The sequence below is a fragment of the Pseudomonas guariconensis genome (genome assembly GCF_900102675.1).
GTDB lineage: Bacteria > Pseudomonadota > Gammaproteobacteria > Pseudomonadales > Pseudomonadaceae > Aquipseudomonas > Aquipseudomonas guariconensis.
In genome coordinates this window covers 285,906-306,230 of the sequence record NZ_FMYX01000002.1, presented here as the reverse complement: position 1 = coordinate 306,230, position 20,325 = coordinate 285,906, and the positions used below count along the sequence as shown (strand labels likewise).

Below are 20,325 nucleotides of genomic sequence, written 5' to 3'. Positions count from 1 at the left end.
TCAGTCGCCCTTGGTGATGTTCAGGCCTTTGAGCAGGCTCAGGGCCTGGCTGAGCTGGAAGTCACCATCCTGCGGCCGCTCCTTGCGCTTGCTGCTGCCGGTCGGACGGTCGGCACCGCCGTTGCCGTTGCCCAGGTGGCCCTGCAGGTCGGCCTCCTTGAAGTTCTCGGTGTCCGCTTCGGCGGTGAGCTTGGCTGGGCGTACCTCGATGTCCGGGACAATGCCCTGGGCCTGGATCGAACGGCCGTTGGGCGTGAAGTACAGCGCGGTGGTGAGCTTGAGCGCGCGGTCGTTGTTCAGCGGCAACACGGTCTGTACCGAGCCCTTGCCGAAGCTGTCGGTGCCCATCAGCACCGCACGCTTCTGGTCCTGCAGGGCGCCTGCGACGATTTCCGAAGCCGAGGCGCTGCCGCCGTTGATCAGCACCACCAGCGGCACGCCTTCGCTGGCGTCGGCCCGGTCGGCGGAGAAGCGCAGCTCGGAGTTGGCGATGCGGCCCTTGGTGTAGACGATCAGGCCTTTGGTGAGGAAGTGGTCGGCCACTTCCACCGCCGATTGCAGGACGCCGCCGGGGTTGTTGCGCAGGTCCAGGACCACGCCGCGCAGTTTCTTGCCGTTGTCCTTGCGCAGCTTGGCCAGTGCCTTACCGACTTCCTCGCCGGTCTTGACCTGGAACTGGGTGATACGGATGTAGCCGTAGTCGTTCTCCAGCAGCTGACTCTTGACGCTCTTGACCTGGATCACCGCGCGGGCGAGGGTCACGTCGAAGGGCGTGCCGCCGTCGCGGACCAGGGTCAGGGTGATCTTCTCGCCCACCTTGCCGCGCATCTTGTCCACGGCTTCGGTCATGGTCTGGCCGCGGGTCGGGGCGCCGTTGATCTTGACGATCAGATCGCCCGCCTCGATGCCGGCGCGCGAGGCCGGGGTGTCGTCGATCGGCGACACCACCTTGACGAAGCCGTCCTCCATGCCCACTTCGATCCCCAGGCCGCCGAACTCGCCGCTGGTGCTTTCCTGCAGCTCTTGGAAGTCCTCTGGGCCCAGATAGGCCGAGTGAGGATCGAGATTGCTCAGCATGCCCTTGATGGCGTTTTCCAGGAGGGTTTTGTCGTCCACCGGCTCGACATAGGCGGCCTTGATGCGATCAAGGACCTCGGCGAAGGTGCGCAGCTCATCCAGCGGCAGTGGCGCCTTGGCGGTCACCTCGGTGGCCGGTACCGCCGCGCGGCTGGCCGGTGCGGCCGGCTCGGCGGCGGAAACCAGGGGCGCGCCGACCACCAGGGCGATGGTCAGGGCCAGCTGGGTGAGGCGAGACGAGTGCAGCATGTCGAACGAACTCCTGATCCTGTTGGTGCTCCCTCGAGGGAGCATCGGCGCAGCTGTGGCTATGCCGTAAAAAAGTTGACTAACCGCGGCACCACTGCGAAGGGTCGGTGGGGCGACCCTGCTGGCGAATGGCGAAATACAGGCCCGAGCTGTCCTGTCCACCGCTGTCGCCAACGGTGGAGATGGCCTCTCCGGCCTTGACGATGTCGCCGGCGCGCTTGAGCAGGCTCTGGTTGTGGCCGTACAGGCTCAGGTAACCATTACCATGGTCGAGAATGACCAGAAGTCCAGCGCCACGCAACCAGTCGGCGAACACCACGCGCCCGCCGTGTACGGCGCGCACCTGGGTGCCCGGGTTGGCGCCGATCATCACACCGTCCCACTTGGCCCGGTCATCGCCACCGCGTGCATCGCCGAAGCGTGCCAGCAATCGACCATTGACCGGCCAGGGAAGTTTTCCGCGGGCAGCAGAAAAAGCGCCGCCGTAGCTTGCGCCTTCGCTGGAAACGAGGGGGCCGAGGGTGGTGCGGGTTTTTTTCGGGGCTTCTTCTTCGTTGGCGGCAAGGGCCTGCTGCTGGCGGCGCTGCTCTTCGGCCTGCTGCTGGGCCAGCAAGGCTTTCTTGCGGGCTTCTTCGGCTTCGCGGGCCTGGCGGGCGAGGGTTTCCTCGATGGTCTTGAGGACCTTGGTCAGCTCGGCCTGATCCTGCTGGCGGGACTGCAGTTTCTGGTCGCGAGCCTGCATGTCGGTGTTGAGCTTGGCCAGGACTTGCCGGCGTTCGTTGCGCACGGCCTCAAGTTCCTGGCGGCGGCTGTCGAGGTTGCCACGCTGGGCCAGCAATTGCGCCTGTTGGCGGCTGATGTCCTGCTCGACGTTGGCCAGCTGGCGCAGGGTCTCGTTGAAGGTGCGCAGTTGTTCGAGGCGCGCCTTGCTCAGGTAGTCGTAATAGGTGAGGGTGCGGGCGAATTTCTCGGGATTCTGCTGGTTGAGCAGCAGCTTGAGGTATTCCTCGCGGCCGCTCTGGTAGGCGGAGCGGGCCTGGATGGCGATCAGTCGCTGTTGTTCAACGCGGGCGCTCTGGAGTTTTTTTTTCTCGGTATCAAGGCGCTCCAGCTCGCCCTCGGTCTTTTTTAGTTCTTGTTGCAGAGCCTCCACCTGCTTTTCCAGGTCGCCGATTTCGGTCTCGGTGGACTTGAGGTCTTTTTGCACGCCGGACTTTTCCTCCTGGAGCTTGCCCAGCATCTTCTTCAGCTCGGCGATGTCCTGGCGGGTGGCTTCCAGTTGTTGCTGGGTCTGCGCGCGCTCGTCGGCAAAGGCCGGGCTGAGCAGGCAGGACAGGGCGAGTAGGATCAGGGCGCGAAGCATGGAGTTGGGCGTACCAGGGATGGAGACTGGCCTAGTATGCCCGCCTGGGCCTGCAAAAAAAACGTCTCGCAGTGTCAGCGGTCAGCTTCAAGCTGCAAGTGTCAAGAAACAGCGAGCGCTGGCCCGCTTTTTATTGCCACTTGCAGCGTGTGCCTCGCGACGTGTGGATCAGTCGTCGACGAGGATCGACGTACCGGTCATTTCGGCAGGCTTTTCCAGGCCCAGCAGCTTGAGCATGGTTGGCGCCACGTCCGCCAGCACGCCGCCTTCGCGAACCTTGAGGTTGCGCTTGCCGACATAGATGAACGGCACAGGCTCGGTGGTATGGGCGGTGTGCGCTTGGCCCGTGCAGGCGTCTTCCATCTGCTCGACGTTGCCATGGTCGGCGGTGATCAGCGCTTCGCCGCCCACCTTGTCCAGTGCCTGGACGATGCGTCCGACGCAGCCGTCCAGCGCCTCGACCGCCTTGACCGCGGCTTCGAACACACCGGTGTGGCCGACCATGTCGCCGTTGGCGTAGTTGACCACGATCACGTCGTAGCGCTGCTGCTCGATGGCCTCGACGATACGATCGGTGACTTCCGGTGCGCTCATTTCCGGCTGCAGGTCGTAGGTGGCGACCTTCGGCGATGGGATCAGGATGCGCTCCTCGCCTTCGAACGGCTCCTCACGACCACCCGAGAAGAAGAAGGTGACGTGGGCGTACTTCTCGGTCTCGGCGATGCGCAGCTGGGTCTTGCCCTTCTTGGCCAGGTATTCGCCGAGTACATTGTCCAGGCTGGCTGGAGCGAATGCGGCCGGGGCCGGGATCTTGGCCGAGTATTGGGTCAGGCCAATATAGGCGGCCAGCTTGGGCAGACGGGCGCGAGGGAACTCGTTGAAGTCTGCCTCGACGAATGCGCGGGACAGCTCGCGGGCACGGTCGGCACGGAAGTTCATGAAGATGACGGCGTCGCCGTCCTCGACCTTGACGGCTTCTCCGATGCGGGTGGCCTTGACGAACTCGTCGCTTTCATCACGGGCGTAGGCCGCTTCCAGGCCGGCCAGGGCCGATGGCGCGGTGTAGTCGGCGACGCTGTCGACAATCAGGTTGTAGGCGGCGCTGACACGGTCCCAGCGGTTGTCGCGGTCCATGGCGTAGTAGCGGCCGATGAGGCTGGCGATGCGGCCCTTGCCCAGTTTGGCGAAGGTGGCATCGAGCAGTTCGATGGACGACTGCGCGCTGCGCGGCGGAGTATCGCGCCCATCAAGGAAGGCATGCAGGTAGATCTTGTCGGCGCCACGCTGCGCGGCCAGTTCGGCCATCGCGATGAGGTGATCCTGGTGGCTGTGTACGCCACCGTCGGACAGCAGGCCGAGAATATGCACGGCCTTGCCGGCGCCCACGGCCTTGTCCACCGCGCCGGTGAGCACCGGGTTGCTGAAGAACTCGCCATCGCGGATGGCCTTGGTGACCCGGGTGAAGTCCTGGTACACCACCCGCCCGGCACCGAGGTTCATGTGACCGACCTCGGAGTTGCCCATCTGGCCGTCGGGCAGGCCGACATCCATGCCGGAACCGGAGATCAACCCGTTGGGCTGGCTGGCGCGCAGGCGATCGTAGACCGGTGTATTGGCGGCGAAGATGGCGTTGTATTCGGGGCTTTCGCTATGCCCGAAACCATCGAGGATAATCAGGACCAAGGGTTTTGGCGTGTTCGTCATCAATCCTACTCACGGTTGCAAGATGATAAAGACACGCATTTTAGGGCAAATCGGCCAGCGGCGGCCAATTTCCTCCAAATGAACGGGCAGTGCCCGACAGGCTGTCGATACGAGGGATTTTCCAGTGGGGCCGCCGGGCTTTGGCGGGCCTGGGGGGCTGTGTATACTGGCCGGCATTTTCAATCGCGTGGAACACCCTCAGATGGTTGCTAACCTGATTCAATTTGCGACAAACCACTACATCCTGGTGGCGATCTTCGTTGTTCTGCTGGTCCTGCTGCTCATCAACGAAATCCGCCGTGGTGGCCAGAGTCTGAGCAACGGCCAGCTGACCGCGCTGGTCAACGCCGACAAAGGCGTGGTGATCGACATCCGTCCGAGCAAGGAATACTCGTCGGGCCATATCGTCGGCGCCCTGAACATCCCGCAGGACAAACTGGTCAACCGTATGGCCGAGCTGGACAAGCACAAGGGCAAGACCCTGATCGTCGTTGACAGCATGGGCCAGCAGTCCGGCACCATCTGCCGCGAGCTGCTCAAGGCTGGTTACACTGCCGCCAAGCTCAGCGGTGGCGTTTCCAGCTGGAAAGCCGATAACCTGCCCCTGGTGAAGTGATCATGAAGCCTGTCATCGTCTACTCCAGCGACTATTGCCCCTATTGCATGCGTGCCAAGTACCTGCTCGAGAGCAAGGGGGTGGCCTTCGAGGAAATCAAGGTCGACGGCAAGCCGCAAGTGCGCGCCGAGATGAGCCAGAAGGCGGGCCGCACCTCGGTACCGCAGATCTGGATCGGCACCACCCACGTTGGCGGATGCGATGACCTCTATGCATTGGAGCGGGCGGGCAAACTCGATGCCCTGCTCGAGGCCTGAATCACAGCTCTTACATAACCATTAGGAAAAGATCTGCCATGACTGACCAGCAGAACAACGGCGCCGCCGACGACAATTCCCCGCAATTCTCCCTGCAGCGCATCTACGTGCGCGACCTGTCCTTCGAGGCGCCGAAGAGCCCGCAGATCTTCCGTCAGCAGTGGGAACCGAGCGTCTCGCTGGACCTCAACACCCGCCAGAAAGCCCTGGAAAGCGATTTCCACGAAGTGGTGCTGACCCTGTCCGTGACCGTCAAGAACGGTGAAGAAGTGGCCTTCATCGCCGAAGTGCAGCAGGCCGGTATCTTCCTGATCAAGAACCTCGACGCGGCCTCCATGAGCCATACCCTTGGTGCGTTCTGCCCGAACATTCTGTTCCCGTATGCCCGCGAGACCCTGGACAGCCTGGTGACCCGTGGTTCGTTCCCGGCGCTGATGCTCTCCCCGGTCAACTTCGACGCCTTGTACGCGCAGGAAATGCAGCGCAAGCAGGAAGCCGGCGAAGCGCCGACCATGCAGTAATCGCTGTAAAAAAAAGCAAAGGGCGACTTCGGTCGCCCTTTTTTGTCGGTGAGTTCCCGGTTCGCGGGTTTGCCCCCGAACAGGCTGGGCATCAACTGCCGGCAAAGCCCTGCTGGCGCCACGCCTCGTAGACGGTTACCGCCACGGTGTTGGACAGGTTCAGGCTGCGGCAGCCGGGCCGCATGGGCAGGCGCAGGCGCTGCTGCGCAGGCAGGCTGTCCAGCACCTCGGTGGGCAAGCCCCGGCTCTCGGGGCCGAACAGGAAGGCATCGCCCGGCTGGTAATCGACCTCGTGGAAGGCATGCGAGCCTTTGGTGGTAAAGGCGAACAGTCGCGGCTGGCCGAGGCTCTCCAGGCAGTCAGCCAGGCTCTGGTAGCGCTTGAGCGTGGCATACTCGTGGTAATCCAACCCTGCCCGGCGCAAGCGCTTGTCGTCCAGCTCGAAGCCCAGCGGCTCGATCAGGTGTAGGGCGCAGCCGCTATTGGCGCAGAGGCGGATAATGTTGCCGGTATTCGGCGGAATCTCTGGTTGAAAGAGGATGACGTGAAACATGCACGGCTCCAGGCGTGAAGATGACGAGCATTCTACCCTTGAACCCGACCTGCGTTCGAAGGCTTGGCCACGTGTGCTGTTGTCCCTGGCAATCGTCGGCATGATGGTGGGGTTGATGATCGGACGCCTGACTGCGCCCCAAGAGCGGGTGCTCGAACAGGTGGAAGTGGTGCAGGACGGCCTGGATTTGTGGTTCAACGACGAGCCCAAGCTGCACGGTGAAACGGTGCAGGGCACGGTGGCTGTTGTGTTCCAGGCCGAGGGCCAGCCCCAGCGAGGCCAGTTGCAAGTGCAAGGAAAGCCGGCTGGCTGGCGGTTACAGAACAGCGAGGAAGGTTTGTTGCTGACGGTGGTCGCCGCGCGCCCTCTGCACGGCGAGTGGAGCGGTGCACAGGACGCTGGGCGCTGGCGGGTGCAGGTGAGGCTGCACGAATAAAAGAGGGGATATCCCGGCCTGCCTGTACCGAGGTCCCCGAAACTGGAGATATCTGTCTTATTGCAGATGCCGTGCCAGTTTCTGAACCTACAGAAACGCTGGGTATTGAGCGGTTTTGGCGGGGTTTTTCGAGATTTTGTGCCTCGGTGCGGTGCAGAGGGCACAGGATCGGTGCAGATGGAGCCTTTGGGGCTGCTGGGGGCCGCGGTGCGGCCCCACAATAAAAAATGGCGGATTCAGCGAGGATCAATGATCGTCGCCATCTTCCTCATCCCCGCCGTCGACGCGCATTCCCAGTTCCTTGATCTTGCGTGTCAGGGTATTGCGTCCCCAGCCCAGCAGTACGGCGGCATCCCGGCGGCGGCCTGCGGTATGCTTGAGGGCGGTCTCGATCATGATGCGCTCGAAGCTGGGCACGGCGCTGTCGAGCAGGTTCGACTGGCCGCGGGCCAGGGCCTGGTCGGCCCACTGGCGCAGGGCCTGCTCCCAGTTGGTGACCGGTGCCGAGTCCTGCGGCAGGTTGAGCAACTCCGGCGGCAGGTCGCCGATCAGCACTTCGCGGCTGGAGGCCATGACGGTGATCCAGCGGCAAGTGTTCTCCAATTGGCGGACGTTGCCCGGCCAGGGCAGATTGCGCATGAACTCTTCGGTTTCCGGCTTGAGCAGCTTGGGCTCGACGGCCAGTTCCTTGGCGGCGCGACCAAGGAAGTGCCGCGCCAGGGCAGGGATGTCCTCGCGCCGATCGGCCAGGCGCGGAATATGGATACGGATCACGTTCAGGCGGTGGAACAAGTCTTCGCGAAACTTGCCGGCCTGCACCAGCGACTCCAGGTTCTGGTGGGTCGCGGCGATGATGCGCACGTCCACCTTGACCGGCACATGACCACCCACCCGGTAGAACTCGCCGTCGGCCAGGACCCGCAGCAGGCGGGTCTGGGTGTCGGCGGGCATGTCGCCGATCTCGTCGAGAAACAACGTACCGCCATCGGCCTGCTCGAAGCGGCCGCGGCGCAGGTTGGCGGCCCCGGTGAAGGCGCCTTTCTCGTGGCCGAACAGTTCGGATTCCATCAAGTCCTTCGGGATTGCCGCCATGTTCAGGGCAATGAAGGGTGATGCCGCCCGCGGACTGTGGCGGTGCAGGGCGTGGGCGACCAACTCCTTGCCGGTACCGGACTCGCCGTTGATCAGTACCGTGATGTTGGAATGGCTGAGGCGACCGATCGCGCGGAACACCTCCTGCATCGCCGGCGCCTCGCCGATGATTTCCGGCGTGCGGGCCAGGCTTGTCGGCACATCGAGTGCCTGTTGTTCCTGGGCATGTTGATTGGCGCGCTTGACCAGCGAGACTGCATCGTCCACGTCGAACGGCTTGGGCAGGTATTCAAAGGCGCCACCTTGATAGGAGGCGACGGCGCTGTCCAGGTCCGAATGGGCGGTCATGATAATGACCGGCAGGCGCGGGTGTTGCTCGCGGATCTGTGCAAGCAGGTCCAGGCCGCTGGTGCCGGGCATGCGGATGTCGGAGATGATCACGTCCGGTTGCTGGCGGGCCAGGCGGCCCATGACGCCGTCGGCGCTGTCGAAGCTCTGGGTGGTCATGCCTTCTTGCTGCAGGGCTTTTTCCAGGACCCAGCGGATGGAGCGATCATCATCGACGATCCAGACGGTTTCACTTCGGCTCATGAGGCGGTGGCTCCTTGTTCCAGGGGCAGGTAGATCGAGAAGGTGGTGTGGCCGGGGTGGCTGTCACATTCGATCAGGCCCTGGTGCTGGCTGATGATGTTCTGAGTGATGGCCAGGCCCAGCCCGGTGCCGTCCGGGCGGCCGCTGACCATGGGGTAGAAGAGGGTGTCCTGCAGTTGCGCAGGGATGCCCGGGCCGTTGTCGGTGATCTCGACCCGCGCTACCAGGCGATGGCGCACATGGCCAATGGTGAACTGGCGCACCGCGCGGCTGCGCAGGGTGATGCGGCCCAGGCGCAGGTCGTTCTGGCTGGCGATCGCTTGCATGGCGTTGCGCACGATGTTGAGCACCGCCTGGATCATCTGTTCGCGGTCGACCAACACATCCGGCAGGCTCGGGTCGTAGTCGCGCACCAATGTGATGCCGCCCTGGCTTTCGGCTTCCACCAGGCTGCAGACCCGCTCCAGCACTTCGTGGATGTTGGTCATGGCCAAAGATGGCAGTTTGTTGGAGCCGAGCATGCGGTCGACGAGGTTTCGCAGGCGGTCGGCCTCCTCGATGATCACATTGGTGTAGTCGCGAAGGTCGTCATGCGGCAGCTCCCGGGCCAGCAGTTGCGCCGCCCCGCGGATGCCGCCGAGGGGGTTCTTGATCTCGTGAGCCAGGCCGCGTACGAGCAGCTTGGTGGTTTCCTGCTTGCTCAGCTGGGCTTCTTCCTTGGTGATACGTAGCAGGCGGTCACGGGGGTGGACCTCCAGCAGCAGCAGGGTCTGGCCCTGGTGCAGGATCGGCGTCACGGCGTAGTCGACGGTGATGCTCTGGCCGGTCAGCGAGGTCAGTTGCGCTTCGCGCTTGGTGAACGGGTGCGCCTGCTCCACGGCCAGGCGCAGAGAGTTGAGCGCTTCGACCGACTCGGTGAACAGCTCGCTGATGAACTGGCCGTGACTGCGCTGACCACTGACCGCCAGCAGCATTTCAGCGGCAGGGTTCATGTACTCCAGGCGCAACTCGGCATTGAGCAAGAGCGTGGCCGTGGTCAGGTTGTCCAGGAGCAGTCGGTGCTGTGCATCGCTGATGGTCATAAGGCGTCGTCGACCTCTTTTGGCGCTTGCCAGGCACTGTTTTGGAAGGGCCGGGCGCGGGATGGATCCGCGGGTGCGATTCCGTCCTTTAAAAAATGCAAGAAACAAACCAAAGCTCTGAAAAGATGCGGCATTTACCGATAAAGGCCTGGATTTGCGCAAATCCGGACCAGAAACTCTGGGTGAAGCGTTTCATTTGAACCAGATTGGGGAACAGTCTGCGGTTAGGCGCACTGGCGTGCACCAAGATAGAGCATAGCGTGGTGGGGAAGGTTTCTGCGTGGGCAGAAACGAAAACGGCCTCCCGAGGGAGGCCGTTTTTGATCATGTCATCGGCGCGAGGCGCCGATCAGATCAGCAGCTGTAGTACAGCTCGTATTCCAGCGGGTGAACGAAGGTACGGACCTTGATCTCTTCCTCGCTCTTCAGCTCGATGAAGGCATCGATGAAGTCGTCGGAGAACACGCCGCCCTTGGTCAGGAACGCACGACCTTTGTCCAGCTCTTCCAGGGCTTCTTTCAGGCTGCCGCAAACCTGCGGGATGTCCTTGGCCTCTTCAGGCGGCAGGTCGTACAGGTTCTTGTCGGCAGCATCGCCTGGGTGGATCTTGTTCTGGATGCCGTCCAGGCCGGCCATCAGCAGGGCTGCGAAGGCCAGGTACGGGTTGGCCGATGGGTCCGGGAAGCGCGCTTCGATACGGCGGGCTTTAGGGCTGCCGACGTAAGGAATACGGATCGAGGCGGAACGGTTGCGAGCCGAGTAGGCCAGCATGACCGGGGCTTCGAAACCTGGGACCAGACGCTTGTAGGAGTTGGTCGATGGGTTGGTGAAGCCGTTCAGGGCCTTACCGTGCTTGATGATGCCGCCGATGAAGTACAGGGCGGTGTCGGACAGGCCGGCATAGCCTTCGCCGGCGAAGGTGTTCTTGCCGTCTTTCCAGATCGACATGTGCACGTGCATGCCCGAGCCGTTGTCGCCGTACAGTGGTTTCGGCATGAAGGTGGCGGTGCGGCCGTAGGCATCGGCAACGTTGTGCACGACGTACTTCAGGGCCTGTACTTCGTCAGCCTTCTTAACCAGGGTGTTGAACTTGACGCCGATTTCGTTCTGGCCGGCAGTCGCCACTTCGTGGTGGTGAACTTCGACGGTCTGACCCATTTCTTCCAGTGCGTTGCACATGGCAGTACGGATTTCGTGGTCGTGGTCGAACGGTGGGACCGGGAAGTAGCCGCCTTTGACGCCTGGACGGTGGCCTTTGTTGCCGCCTTCCACGTCGGCGTCGGTCATCCACGAGCCTTGCTCGGAGAAGATCTTGAACATCGAGCCGGAGATGTCCGATTTGAACTTCACTTCGTCGAAGATGAAGAACTCAGGCTCCGGACCGGCGAAGACGGTGTCACCGATGCCGGTGCTCTTGAGGTACTCTTCGGCGCGCTTGGCGATCGCACGTGGGTCGCGGTCGTAGCCCTGCATGCTCGAAGGATCGACGATGTCGCAGGTCAGGATCAGGGTCGGCTCTTCGGTGAACGGGTCCAGTACGGCGGTTTCATCGACCGGCATCAGGATCATGTCGGAGGCTTCGATGCCTTTCCAGCCAGCGATGGAGGAACCGTCGAACATCTTGCCGACTTCGAAGAAGTCGTCTTCCAGCGCATCGCGCGCCGGCATGGTCACGTGGTGCTGAGTGCCTTTGGTGTCCGTGAAACGCAGATCAATCCACTTGACGTCATGATCTTTGATGAGTTGAACCGACTTCGACATAGTGTCCTCCGGATGGTCTAGGGCGCGGTGGGCCGCTGCCCTGGAAAAAGGGTGTCGCCGGGCGCGGATAGTCGGCCAAGCTTGCCTGCCTCACAAGGGAGCAAATTGCATGCCAGTGCCCGAAAATGGCGAAGGCGGGACAAAAGGGGGCGGTTACAGGCAATTGGGGCCCCCGGTGCGGCGAGAAATGCACTCTTGCGAGGCGTGTTTTTAAGTGCGCGCACCAAATGTGTGCATTCTTTTGGGTGGCGTGTTTCCCTTGAGGTCCGTTCGCGACTAAAAGCGCTCCTGCAAGGGGCGCACACCGGCTGCAATTCATGCTGACCCTGGCGGCAGGGGCATTACCCCAAAAGGGGCAGCACAGGCAGCGCAAAATGCGCCTTCGGCAATATCTGGAAGCTTCTGATCAAAAGTTGCTCAAAGCTTGAGCAATTTCCGCTATAATTCGCGCCCCTCATTTTCGGCAGGCCCGGTGCGCGCTGTTAAACCAATGAAACTTATCGTCAAAGTCTTCCCAGAGATCACCATCAAAAGCCGGCCGGTGCGCAAGCGTTTCATCCGCCAGCTCGGCAAGAACATCCGCGTCGTGCTCAAGGATCTGGATCCTGAGCTCGCGGTCGATGGCGTCTGGGACAATCTCGAGGTGGTCACCCGCGTCGAGGACGAGAAGATCCAGCGCGAGATGATCGAACGCCTGACCTGCACGCCGGGCATCACCCACTTCCTGCAGGTGGAGGAGTATCCGCTGGGCGACTTCGACGACATCGTCGCCAAGTGCAAGCACCACTTCGGCCACCTGCTGGCCGGCAAGCGCTTCGCCGTACGCTGCAAGCGCGGTGGTCACCACGACTTCACCTCCATGGATGTCGACCGTTATGTCGGCAGCCAACTGCGCCAGCAGTGCGGCGCCACCGGCATCGACCTCAAGACCCCGGAAGTCCTGGTGCGCATCGAGATCCGCGATCAGCGCCTGTACGTGATCCATAACCAGCATCAGGGCATCGGCGGCTATCCGCTGGGCGCCTTGGAGCAGACCCTGGTGCTGATGTCCGGTGGCTTCGACTCCACCGTCGCGGCCTACCAGATGATGCGCCGTGGCCTGATGACCCACTTCTGCTTCTTCAACCTTGGCGGCCGCGCCCACGAGCTCGGCGTGATGGAAGTCGCCCATTACCTGTGGAAGAAGTTTGGCAGCAGCCAGCGCGTACTGTTCATCAGCGTGCCGTTCGAAGAAGTGGTCGGCGAGATCCTGAACAAGGTCGACAACAGCTACATGGGCGTGACCCTCAAGCGCATGATGCTGCGCGCCGCCGCACGCATGGCCGACCGCCTGGAAATCGAGGCGCTGGTCACCGGCGAGGCGATCTCCCAGGTTTCCAGCCAGACCTTGCCGAACCTGTCGATCATCGACTCGGCTACCGACAAGCTGGTGCTGCGCCCGCTGCTCGCGAGCCACAAGCAGGACATCATCGACACCGCTTATCAGATCGGCACTGCCGAGTTCGCCAAGCACATGCCTGAATACTGCGGCGTGATTTCGGTGAACCCGACCACCCATGCCAAGCGCCACCGCATGGAGCACGAAGAGAAGCAATTCGACATGGCGGTGCTCGAGCGAGCCCTGGAGCGCGCCAAGTTCATCTCGATCGACCACGTCATCGACGAGCTGGGCAAGGACATCGAGATCGAGGAAGTGGCCGAGGCCTTGCCAGGCCAGATCGTTCTCGATATTCGTCATCCCGATGCCCAGGAAGACGAACCCCTGGTGATCGACGGCGTCGAAGTCCAGGCCATGCCGTTCTACGCGATCAACAGCAAGTTCAAGCATCTGGATGCCAACCGCCAGTACCTGCTGTATTGCGACAAAGGTGTGATGAGTCGTCTGCACGCACACCACCTGCTCAGTGAGGGACATGCCAATGTGCGTGTTTATCGTCCGGCATAAGACGCCAGGGCTGTATGGCGGCAGCATCCGCCATCGCCCTCCCGACCATCGGGCCCGCTGAGCCTCAAACCGTACATATTCGCCGCCTACACTGGCGGCAACCGAATCCTCTGATCGAGATACAGTTGTGATCGAAAATCTGCGTAACATCGCCATCATCGCCCACGTTGACCATGGTAAAACCACCCTGGTCGACAAACTCCTGCGCCAGTCGGGCACCCTGGAGCGTAACGAGCTCAACGACGAGCGCGTGATGGACTCCAACGACCAGGAAAAAGAGCGCGGCATTACCATCCTGGCGAAGAACACCGCCATCCGCTGGAACGACTACCGCATCAACATCGTCGACACCCCCGGCCACGCCGACTTCGGTGGCGAGGTCGAGCGCGTGATGTCGATGGTCGACTCCGTGCTGCTGCTGGTCGACGCCCAGGACGGCCCGATGCCGCAAACCCGCTTCGTGACCAAGAAAGCGTTCGAAGCCGGCCTGAAGCCGATCGTCGTGATCAACAAAGTCGACCGTCCGGGCGCGCGTCCTGACTGGGTTCTGGACCAGATCTTCGATCTGTTCGACAACCTTGGCGCCACCGACGACCAGCTGGACTTCCAGGTGGTCTACGCCTCGGCCCTGAACGGCATTGCCGGCCTGGACCACACCAACATGGCCGAAGACATGACCCCGCTGTACCAGGCCATCGTCGACCACGTGCCGGCACCGACCGTCGACGTCGACGGCCCGTTCCAGATGCAGATCTCCGCACTGGACTACAACAGCTTCCTGGGCGTTATCGGCGTTGGTCGTATCGCCCGTGGCCGCATCAAGCCGAACACCCCGGTCGTCGCCATCGACACCGAAGGCAAGAAGCGCAACGGTCGTATCCTCAAGCTGATGGGTCACCACGGTCTGCACCGCGTTGACGTCGAAGAAGCCACCGCCGGCGACATCGTCTGCATCAGCGGCTTCGACGAGCTGTTCATCTCCGACACCCTGTGCGACATGAACCACGTCGAAGCGATGAAGCCGCTGACCGTCGACGAGCCGACCGTTTCGATGACCTTCCAGGTCAACGACTCGCCGTTCTGCGGCAAGGAAGGCAAGTTCGTCACCAGCCGTAACATCAAAGAGCGTCTGGACAAAGAGCTGCTGTACAACGTTGCCCTGCGCGTTGAAGAAGGCGACTCGGCCGACAAGTTCAAGGTTTCCGGTCGTGGTGAGCTGCACCTGTCGGTTCTGATCGAAACCATGCGTCGCGAAGGCTTCGAAATGGCCGTAGGCCGTCCTGAAGTGATCATCCGCGAAGTCAACGGCGTCAAGCAGGAGCCGTTCGAGAACGTCACCATCGACATCCCTGAAGAATCCCAGGGCAAGGTCATGGAAGAAATGGGTCTGCGTAAGGGCGACCTGACCAACATGGCGCCAGATGGCAAAGGCCGTGTGCGTCTGGAGTACAACGTTCCGGCCCGTGGCCTGATCGGTTTCCGTAACCAGTTCCTGACCCTGACCAACGGTGCAGGCATCCTGACCTCGATCTTCGATCGTTACGACACCATGAAGCCAGGCACCATGTCGGGCCGTCTGAACGGTGTTCTGGTTTCGATCGAGACCGGCAAGGCCCTGACTTACTCGCTGGAAACCCTGCAGGCTCGCGGCAAGCTGTTCATCGAGCACGGCCAGGACATCTACAACGGTCAGATCATCGGCCTGAACAGCCGTGACAACGACCTGGGCGTGAACCCGACCAAAGGCAAGAAGCTCGACAACATGCGTGCTTCGGGCAAGGACGAAGTCATCGCTCTGGTTCCGCCGGTTCGCCACACCCTCGAACAGGCCCTGGAATTCATCCAGGACGACGAGCTGTGCGAAGTCACGCCGAAGTCGATCCGTCTGCGCAAGAAGATCCTCGACGAAGGCGAGCGTACCCGCGCTGCCAAGAAAGCCAAGGCTTGATGTACTAGCCTGAGCTGAACGAAAACGCCCCCGGTCGAAAGGCCGGGGGCGTTTTTGTTTGTCTTATGTTCTGGTGTCGCCCTGGCTGTCGGAAACCGCGCCCACAGGGTTCCCAGTGACCGCTGTGGGGGGAGCCGCGAACAGGTCGTTACAGGCAAGCGATCAGCGGGTGGTCGCCTTGGGCTTGTAGGCGCAATACCCGGGGCGTGGCCCGATTTTCGGGTGATTGCGGCAGGTGTCCGGGCGCTTGTCGTAGATGGTGCACAGCCGGCTCTTGCGATCCAGGTACAGGCAGTCGTCGTTGCTCATCCGGGTCAGGGTGAAGATCCCCGACTTCTGGTTGAAGCGCTCGATGATGCCGTCCTTTTGCAGGCGCTTGGCGATGTTCTTCGGGGGTTCGTCCTTTTCGAACTCGTCCACCACGCCGATGCGGATAAGGTCCTTGATCTTGACCTCCACCGGCAGGGTGCAGCAGGTCGAGTGGCAGCCCCCGCACATATGGCTGGCATAGCGTTGCCAGGTTTCCAGGCGGTCGACTTCGGCGGCGGCGATCAGGGTCGGTTTCATCGTTGTGTGGGCGTATCCAGTTGGGGCGCGCGATAATACCGGAGTTGTTCAAATTGTGAACAACCTTTCGCCCGAATCGCCGAGTGGATGTGAAAACCGCGAACCCACGCTGTCGCTCTGTGTCGAAGCGTCTAGGCTGAACAACCTGTGCTTTCGTCAAACTTGCCCGAGGATGCCGCATGTCCCAGGAACCCAAAGCGCGTGATGCAGAAGTGGCTGAGTTCCGCGCCGCTGTACTGGCCAAGCTGACCTACGCGGTCGGCAAGGATCCGGAGCATGCCTTCGATCACGATTGGTTCGAAGCCATTGCCCTGGCTGCCCGCGACCACATGGTCGATCATTGGATGGACCACACCCGCCAGGCGTATCGACGCAGCCAGAAGCGGGTCTATTACCTCTCGCTGGAATTTCTCATCGGCCGGCTGCTCTACGACAGCCTGAGCAACCTCGGACTGCTGGACATCGCCCGCGAGGCCCTCGAAGGCCTGGATGTAGACCTCGAACGCATCCGCCTGCTCGAGCCGGATGCCGCGCTGGGCAATGGCGGCCTGGGGCGGCTGGCGGCCTGCTTCATGGAGAGCATGTCGACCTTGGGGATTGCCGCCCATGGCTACGGTATCCGCTACGAGCATGGTCTGTTCCGCCAGGCCATGGTCGATGGCTGGCAGCAGGAGCAGACCGAGAACTGGCTGGATTTCGGCAACCCTTGGGAGTTCGAGCGGGCCGAGGTGATCTACCCGATCAGCTTCGGCGGCAGCGTCGAGACGGTGCAGGACACCCACGGCCAACCGCGTCAGGTCTGGTGGCCGGGCGAGACGGTGCGGGCGGTGGCCTACGACACGCCGGTGGTCGGCTGGCGCGGGGCGAGCGTCAACACGCTGCGCTTGTGGCGCGCCCGGGCACTCGAAGAGCTGCACTTGGAGCGCTTCAATGCCGGGGACCATTTGGGCGCTGTGGCCGAGGTGGCACGGGCCGAGAGTATCTCGCGGGTGCTGTACCCGGCCGACAGCACCGAGGCGGGCCAGGAACTTCGCCTGCGCCAGGAGTACTTCTTCGTGTCGGCCTCTCTGCAGGACCTGTTGCGCCGCCACTTGAACATGCATGACAACCTGCTCAACCTGCCGGACGCGGCGGCCATTCAGCTCAACGACACGCACCCATCCATAGCTGTGGCCGAGTTGATGCGCCTGTTGGTGGATCAGCACGAGATCCCCTGGGATACCGCCTGGGAGCTGACCGTCAACACCCTGGCCTACACCAACCACACTTTGCTGCCCGAAGCCCTGGAAACCTGGCCGGTGGCGTTGATGGAGCGCATGCTGCCACGGCACATGCAGATCATCTATCTGATCAACGCCTACCACATCGATGCGCTGCGGGCCAAAGGCCTGCATGACTTCGACGTGCTGCGGGCGGTGTCGCTGATCGAAGAGGACAACGGCCGTCGGGTGCGCATGGGCAACCTGGCCTTCCTCGGCTCACACAGCGTCAACGGCGTGTCGGCCCTGCACAGCCGGCTGATGCGCAGTACGGTGTTCGCCGAGCTGCACAAGCTCTACCCGCAACGGATCAACAACAAGACCAACGGCATCACCTTCCGACGCTGGCTGTACCAGGCCAACCCGCAGCTCACCGCGATGCTGGTCGACGCGCTGGGCCCGGAGGTGCTGGACGACCCGGAAAGCAGGCTCAAGGCGTTGGTGCCGTTTGCCGAGAAGGCGACCTTCCGCAAACAGTTCGCCGCCCAGCGCCTGCACAGCAAGCGGGCGCTGGCCAGCATCATCCAGGATCGGGTCGGGGTCACGGTCGACCCGCAGGCGCTGTTCGACGTGCAGGTCAAGCGCATCCACGAGTACAAGCGCCAATTGCTCAACCTGCTGCACACCGTGGCCCTGTACCAGGCCATGCGCGCCGAGCCCGGGACCGACTGGGTGCCGCGGGTGAAGATCTTTGCGGGCAAGGCTGCGGCCAGCTATCACCAAGCCAAGCTGATCATCAAGCTGGCCAACGACATCGCCCGGGTGGTCAACAACGACCCGACCGTGCGCGGCCTGCTCAAGGTGGTATTCCTGCCCAACTACAACGTGAGCCTGGCCGAGAGCATCATTCCGGCAGCCGATCTTTCCGAGCAGATCTCCACGGCCGGCTATGAGGCTTCCGGCACCAGCAACATGAAGTTCGCCCTCAACGGCGCGCTGACCATCGGCACCCTCGACGGCGCCAACGTGGAGATGTGCGAGCAAGTGGGAGGCGAGAACATGTTCATCTTCGGCCTGACCGCCCAGCAGGTGGAGGAACGGCGGCGCTCCGGTGACTTTGGTGCCGGCGCTGCGGTCTCGGCGTCCAGCCGCCTGGCCGATGTGCTGCAGGCGATCCGCAGCGGGGTGTTCTCGCCGGATGATCCGGCGCGATACACCGGGCTTGTGGACGCGCTGGTGGCCTACGACCGCTTCCTGGTGTGCGCCGATTTCGATGCGTACTGGGACGCCCAGCGGCGGGTCGAGGCGTTGTGGCATGCGCCGCAGGACTGGTGGCGCATGGCGGTGCTCAACACGGCGCGCATGGGCTGGTTCTCCTCGGACCGGACCATTCGCGAATATGCCAGCGAGATCTGGAAGGCATTGGACTGAGGTGTCGCCATTCGCGGGTAGACCGCCTCCACGGGTGCATCGCAGGCCTGGGGGGAATGCGGTCCTTCGGGAACCGGCCCGCCCGCGAATGGACCCTAACGCCGACCACCGGCCTGGCAAGGGCTGAACTACCCACCTATTGTGCCGTCTGAGAGCCGTGGCGAGTCTCATCGCTCGCTAGCCCGCAACTCTCCCTGTAAACTGCGGGGGTTTTTCTCCCCCTTTCCATTTCGGAGCCATACATGTCCCGCGTTACCCTGAGTCGCTATCTGATTGAGCAGACCCGCAGCAACAATACCCCTGCCGATCTGCGCTTCCTGATCGAAGTGGTGGCGCGTGCGTGCAAGGAAATCAGCCACCACGTTTCCAAGGGCGCCCTGGGCGGTGTCCTGGGCAGCATGGGCACCGAAAACGTGCAGGGCGAAGTGCAGAAGAAGCTGGACGTCATCTCCAACGACATCCTGCTCGAAGCCAACGAATGGGGTGGCCACCTGGCCGGCATGGCCTCCGAGGAAATGGACAACGCCTACCAGATTCCGGGCAAATATCCCAAAGGCGCCTACCTGCTGGTCTTCGACCCGCTCGACGGCTCGTCGAACATCGATGTCAACGTTTCGGTCGGCACCATCTTCTCGGTACTGCGTTGCCCCAACGAATACCTGAGCCAGAACGAAACCCTCAACGAAAAAGCCTTCCTGCAGCCCGGCACCCAGCAGGTCGCCGCCGGTTACGCCATCTACGGCCCGCAAACCATGCTGATCCTGACCCTGGGCAATGGCGTCAAGGGCTTCACCCTGGATCGTGAACTGGGCAGCTTCGTCCTGACCCACGAAAACATCCGTGTACCGGAAACCACCGCCGAGTTCGCCATCAACATGTCCAACCAGCGTCACTGGGAAGCTCCGGTCCAGCGCTACGTGGGCGAGCTGCTGGCCGGTGAGACCGGTCCGCTGAAAAAGAACTACAACATGCGCTGGATCGCTTCGATGGTGGCCGATGTGCACCGGATCCTGACCCGTGGCGGCCTGTTCATGTACCCACGCGATGCCCGCGAGCCGAGCAAGCCGGGCAAGCTGCGCCTGATGTACGAGGCCAACCCGATGTCGTTCATCATTGAGCAGGCTGGCGGCGCGTCCACCAACGGTTACGATCGCATCCTCGACATCCAGCCAGAGAGCCTGCACCAGCGTGTGTCGGTGATCCTCGGCTCGAAGGAAGAGGTCGAGCGCGTCACCGCCTACCACAAGGAGTAAGTCATGCTCGCACCTTGGCAGCCGTTACTGGAATGGTGGTTCGGATGGGGTAGTAGCCCCCAGGCCGTGGCTGACGAGAAGAGCTCGCTGTGGTTCGGCAAGCACCATGACGATGAAGCCCGTGAGTATTTCGGCGAGCTGGTCGAGCATGCCCTGGCCGGCGGCTTGGACGAGTGGCAGCAAAGCCCCCAGGGTTGGCTTGGCCTGCTCCTGCTGCTCGATCAGCTGCCGCGCATGATCTACCGTGACACGCCGCGCGCCTTCGATGGCGACCGTCGTGCCCAGGTGATCGCCATGCAGGGCCTGCAGAAGGGCTGGGACTACCAGCTGCTGCCGATCCAGCGTGTGTTCGTGCTGCTGGTGCTGGAGCATGCCGAGGTGCTGGACTGGCAAAACCTGTGTGTCGAGCGCTACCAGATGCTGCTCGACGAGCAGCCCGAGGCCAATGCCCGGTTGTTCGAGGGTTTCCTCGATTATGCCGAGCAGCATCAACGGGTGATCGCTCGCTTCGGCCGCTTCCCACACCGCAACCTGGTGCTGGGCCGACCGAGCACCAGCGAAGAAATGGACTTTCTGCTGGAGCCGGGTTCGCGTTTCTGAGCATTTGAATCGATTGCGGGGCAGTTCGCTCCCACGCTTGTCGTGGACGTGAACTGCCCCGCAATCGTTTCCGCTGTGAT

At 62.4% G+C, this 20,325-nt stretch carries 17 protein-coding genes; 9 read left to right on the top strand and 8 right to left on the bottom strand.

Annotation, left to right across the window (positions count from 1 at the left end):
• The 3 genes from BLS27_RS04275 to gpmI all read right to left on the bottom strand — a co-directional run bounded on the left by BLS27_RS04275 (position 1) and on the right by gpmI (position 4,393).
• Positions 1-1,326, bottom strand: coding sequence for a S41 family peptidase (locus BLS27_RS04275; RefSeq protein ID WP_043212530.1), 1,326 nt, complete (start codon positions 1,324-1,326; stop codon positions 1-3).
• 79 nt (positions 1,327-1,405) lie between these two features.
• Positions 1,406-2,689 (bottom strand): murein hydrolase activator EnvC family protein, encoded by a 1,284-nt coding sequence (locus BLS27_RS04270; RefSeq protein WP_090343308.1) that lies wholly within the window; start codon positions 2,687-2,689, stop codon positions 1,406-1,408.
• Between the two features lie 168 nt (positions 2,690-2,857).
• Entirely contained in the window at positions 2,858-4,393 is a 1,536-nt protein-coding gene (gene gpmI / locus BLS27_RS04265; RefSeq protein ID WP_043212538.1) for a 2,3-bisphosphoglycerate-independent phosphoglycerate mutase, read from the bottom strand.
• 202 nt (positions 4,394-4,595) lie between these two features.
• Between gpmI and BLS27_RS04260 the strand changes: the two genes are divergently transcribed.
• The 3 genes from BLS27_RS04260 to secB are packed head-to-tail and all read left to right on the top strand — an operon-like array spanning position 4,596 to position 5,787.
• Positions 4,596-5,009 carry a rhodanese-like domain-containing protein gene (locus BLS27_RS04260; RefSeq protein ID WP_043212541.1) on the top strand — a complete coding sequence of 138 codons (414 nt, stop codon included), beginning with the start codon at positions 4,596-4,598 and terminating at the stop codon, positions 5,007-5,009.
• 2 nt (positions 5,010-5,011) lie between these two features.
• Positions 5,012-5,266 carry a glutaredoxin 3 gene (gene grxC / locus BLS27_RS04255; RefSeq protein WP_043212544.1) on the top strand — a complete coding sequence of 85 codons (255 nt, stop codon included), beginning with the start codon at positions 5,012-5,014 and terminating at the stop codon, positions 5,264-5,266.
• Between the two features lie 38 nt (positions 5,267-5,304).
• Complete coding sequence (gene secB, locus BLS27_RS04250; RefSeq protein ID WP_090343305.1) at positions 5,305-5,787, top strand: protein-export chaperone SecB; 483 nt, start codon at positions 5,305-5,307, stop codon at positions 5,785-5,787.
• Between the two features lie 91 nt (positions 5,788-5,878).
• On the opposite strand, the gene trmL is transcribed toward secB, so the two are convergent.
• The gene (trmL, locus tag BLS27_RS04245) at positions 5,879-6,340 is read right to left on the bottom strand and encodes a tRNA (uridine(34)/cytosine(34)/5-carboxymethylaminomethyluridine(34)-2'-O)-methyltransferase TrmL (protein ID WP_043212548.1); all 462 of its coding nucleotides are present in this window, start codon (positions 6,338-6,340) and stop codon (positions 5,879-5,881) included.
• Between trmL and BLS27_RS04240 the strand changes: the two genes are divergently transcribed.
• The gene (locus BLS27_RS04240) at positions 6,339-6,776 is read left to right on the top strand and encodes a hypothetical protein (RefSeq protein ID WP_043212550.1); all 438 of its coding nucleotides are present in this window, start codon (positions 6,339-6,341) and stop codon (positions 6,774-6,776) included. The genes trmL and BLS27_RS04240 overlap by 2 nt on opposite strands.
• 246 nt (positions 6,777-7,022) lie before the next feature.
• On the opposite strand, the gene ntrC is transcribed toward BLS27_RS04240, so the two are convergent.
• From ntrC to glnA, 3 genes are all read right to left on the bottom strand, one after another.
• The gene (ntrC, locus tag BLS27_RS04235) at positions 7,023-8,459 is read right to left on the bottom strand and encodes a nitrogen regulation protein NR(I) (protein WP_043212552.1); all 1,437 of its coding nucleotides are present in this window, start codon (positions 8,457-8,459) and stop codon (positions 7,023-7,025) included.
• Positions 8,456-9,541: a nitrogen regulation protein NR(II) gene (glnL, locus tag BLS27_RS04230; protein ID WP_090343303.1), complete on the bottom strand. Its 1,086-nt coding sequence runs from the start codon at positions 9,539-9,541 to the stop codon at positions 8,456-8,458. Before glnL ends, ntrC begins: the two co-directional genes overlap by 4 nt.
• Before the next feature lie 354 nt (positions 9,542-9,895).
• A complete protein-coding gene (glnA, locus tag BLS27_RS04225) occupies positions 9,896-11,302 on the bottom strand; it encodes a type I glutamate--ammonia ligase (protein WP_043212556.1) in 1,407 nt (468 codons plus the stop codon).
• 490 nt (positions 11,303-11,792) lie between these two features.
• Between glnA and thiI the strand changes: the two genes are divergently transcribed.
• Together thiI and typA are read left to right on the top strand one after the other, a co-directional pair.
• The gene (gene thiI / locus BLS27_RS04220) at positions 11,793-13,247 is read left to right on the top strand and encodes a tRNA uracil 4-sulfurtransferase ThiI (protein ID WP_043212559.1); all 1,455 of its coding nucleotides are present in this window, start codon (positions 11,793-11,795) and stop codon (positions 13,245-13,247) included.
• Between the two features lie 127 nt (positions 13,248-13,374).
• Positions 13,375-15,195 (top strand): translational GTPase TypA, encoded by a 1,821-nt coding sequence (typA, locus tag BLS27_RS04215; protein WP_043212561.1) that lies wholly within the window; start codon positions 13,375-13,377, stop codon positions 15,193-15,195.
• Between the two features lie 162 nt (positions 15,196-15,357).
• On the opposite strand, the gene BLS27_RS04210 is transcribed toward typA, so the two are convergent.
• Entirely contained in the window at positions 15,358-15,762 is a 405-nt protein-coding gene (locus BLS27_RS04210; RefSeq protein ID WP_043212564.1) for a YkgJ family cysteine cluster protein, read from the bottom strand.
• Positions 15,763-15,941: 179 nt separating this feature from the next.
• Here BLS27_RS04210 and BLS27_RS04205 point away from each other — a divergent pair, with 179 nt between their 5' ends.
• The 3 genes from BLS27_RS04205 to BLS27_RS04195 all read left to right on the top strand — a co-directional run bounded on the left by BLS27_RS04205 (position 15,942) and on the right by BLS27_RS04195 (position 20,245).
• Positions 15,942-18,392: a glycogen/starch/alpha-glucan phosphorylase gene (locus BLS27_RS04205; protein ID WP_043212566.1), complete on the top strand. Its 2,451-nt coding sequence runs from the start codon at positions 15,942-15,944 to the stop codon at positions 18,390-18,392.
• A gap of 242 nt (positions 18,393-18,634) precedes the next feature.
• Positions 18,635-19,645, top strand: a complete 1,011-nt coding sequence (locus BLS27_RS04200) for a class 1 fructose-bisphosphatase (RefSeq protein ID WP_013974568.1) — start codon at positions 18,635-18,637, stop codon at positions 19,643-19,645.
• A 3-nt stretch (positions 19,646-19,648) separates the two neighbouring features.
• The gene (locus BLS27_RS04195) at positions 19,649-20,245 is read left to right on the top strand and encodes a DUF924 family protein (RefSeq protein ID WP_090343300.1); all 597 of its coding nucleotides are present in this window, start codon (positions 19,649-19,651) and stop codon (positions 20,243-20,245) included.
• The last annotated feature ends 80 nt before the right edge of the window (positions 20,246-20,325 follow it).